This is a genomic window from Streptomyces sp. NPDC058683 (assembly GCF_042716195.1).
Taxonomy (GTDB): Bacteria; Actinomycetota; Actinomycetes; order Streptomycetales; family Streptomycetaceae; genus Streptomyces.
The window spans coordinates 1-1,607 of record NZ_JBHXSK010000135.1; the positions used below are offsets into that span (position 1 = coordinate 1).

A 1,607-nucleotide genomic window follows, 5' to 3' on the forward strand; every position below is an offset into this window, starting at 1 on the left:
CGATGCTCCAGCGGACACCAGCGACGCGTACAAGCTCCGCGAGTGTGATCACGGCGGGTGACCAGCACAGGTAGAACGCGAGTTCGCCGGTGGTGCGGTTGCGGCGGATGAGCAGGTGGCGGTGTCCGTCCGTGCCGATGTGGATCCAGGCCCAGTCGTAGTAGCGCGGGCCCTTCGCGCCGCGGCCGGCGCTCTGCCGCTGCCAGGCGGTGGTTGGCAGCTGTCCGGCAACGGTGTCCGCGCGGACGGGAGTGCGGCCCTGGTTGATCCGCACCCGCGTCGAGCAGGCGACGGCCATCACGTAGCCGGTCCCGCTCGCCTCCAGGGCGGCACGGAGCTGCGGGTCCTGGCCGTAGGCTTCGTCGCCGGTCACCCATGGCGCCTTCACTCCGGCGTCCAGCGCGGCGGCGATCATCTCCCAGGCCAGGCGGGGCTTCGTCGCGAACCGCACTTCACCTGGTATCCCGGCCGCCTCTCGGCGTTCGGGACCGGAGCACCAGGACTGCTCGGGCAGGTAGAGCCGGCGGTCGACCAGTGCCCGTCCCCGGCCGGTTGCATAGGCGAGGAAGACGCCGACCTGGGAGTTCTCGATGCGCCCGGCGGTGCCGGTGTACTGCCGTTGCACGCCGGCAGAGGCCCGGCCCTTCTTCACAAAGCCGGTCTCGTCCACGATCAGCACTGCGCCGTCGGCGCCGAGGTGTTCGAGGGCGCGTAGGCGCGGACATCGTCGCGGACGGCGTCGGCGTCCCAGCGTGCGCAGCGCAGCAGCCTCTGCATCGGGCCCGGCCGGGCCAGACCAGCCTGCTCGGCCATCTGCCAGCAGTTCTTCCGCTCCGCCTTCGACAACAGCCCGAGCAGATAGGCGCGGGCACTCGGCCGGGGCTCAACTCGGCTGAAGCGGCCCGCGATCCGGGCCATGGCCTGGTCGAACATCTCCCGCCAGCGGGCTGGATCTACGCTATGGTCCGCGGCCGCCGCACAATCTTCGTTTGTCCACACACCAACCGATGATCACGCGGTGGCCGCACCCGTTCGCAGCCGCGTCCGCAGCACGATCGCGAAGGCAACTGGAGTATTAGTCGGCGGTGACCCCCCAATAGCCGATTTCCGCGGGGCTACCGTCGCGGTAGAGCACTACGCAGTTTCCCTGGGCACGACCTGGGAAGTCCAACCGTTCGGAATCGAGAGCGGCGTCCCACTCCTCGTAGGTAGGCCGGCCGTGGGGAGCCCACGCACGCACCTCCCCATCGGTCAGCGGTCGCATGAACGGACCGTCGTCGGTGTCCTCAGCTTCGATCATGAGGGGGAAGTCGAGCACGGATCCCGTGCCGCCCGTGAATATGTATTCCTGCCACTGCGGGCTGCGCCACAGTTCCTCAACGGACCGACCCTCGAAGCCATGGTTGTCCCGTACCAACTCGTCTTCCTGGGCCTGGCGGAACGCAGCCTCCAGATCACGCTGATACGGGCCCGTGTGACGCCAGCCGTTTCCGCCCATCTCCGCCCCTCTCCCTCCGAACTACTCGATCAAGAGCGCAGCGTATGGGACGGCACTGACAGGGCACCCCCACCCCGACATTGACCACGCCGTGGAGGCCACCCAGCCA

At 68.8% G+C, this 1,607-nt stretch carries 3 protein-coding genes; all 3 read right to left on the bottom strand.

Features of this window, described 5'->3' with window-relative positions:
* The coding region (locus tag ACFWXC_RS53005; protein ID WP_384491543.1) for an IS701 family transposase at window positions 1-670 on the bottom strand (670 nt) is incomplete at its 3' end.
* 2 nt (window positions 671-672) lie between these two features.
* Window positions 673-933 carry a transposase gene (locus ACFWXC_RS53010; protein ID WP_384491545.1) on the bottom strand — a complete coding sequence of 87 codons (261 nt, stop codon included), beginning with the start codon at window positions 931-933 and terminating at the stop codon, window positions 673-675.
* A gap of 142 nt (window positions 934-1,075) precedes the next feature.
* Window positions 1,076-1,498, bottom strand: coding sequence for a hypothetical protein (locus ACFWXC_RS53015; RefSeq protein ID WP_384491547.1), 423 nt, complete (start codon window positions 1,496-1,498; stop codon window positions 1,076-1,078).
* Between the last annotated feature and the right edge of the window lie 109 nt (window positions 1,499-1,607).

Bases quoted from the DNA above. Each gene is read 5' to 3' on its own strand.
- ACFWXC_RS53010 (WP_384491545.1), bottom strand. From the start codon at position 933: ATGTTCGACCAGGCCATGGCCCGGATCGCGGGCCGCTTCAGCCGAGTT.
- ACFWXC_RS53015 (WP_384491547.1), bottom strand. From the start codon at position 1,498: ATGGGCGGAAACGGCTGGCGTCACACGGGCCCGTATCAGCGTGATCTG.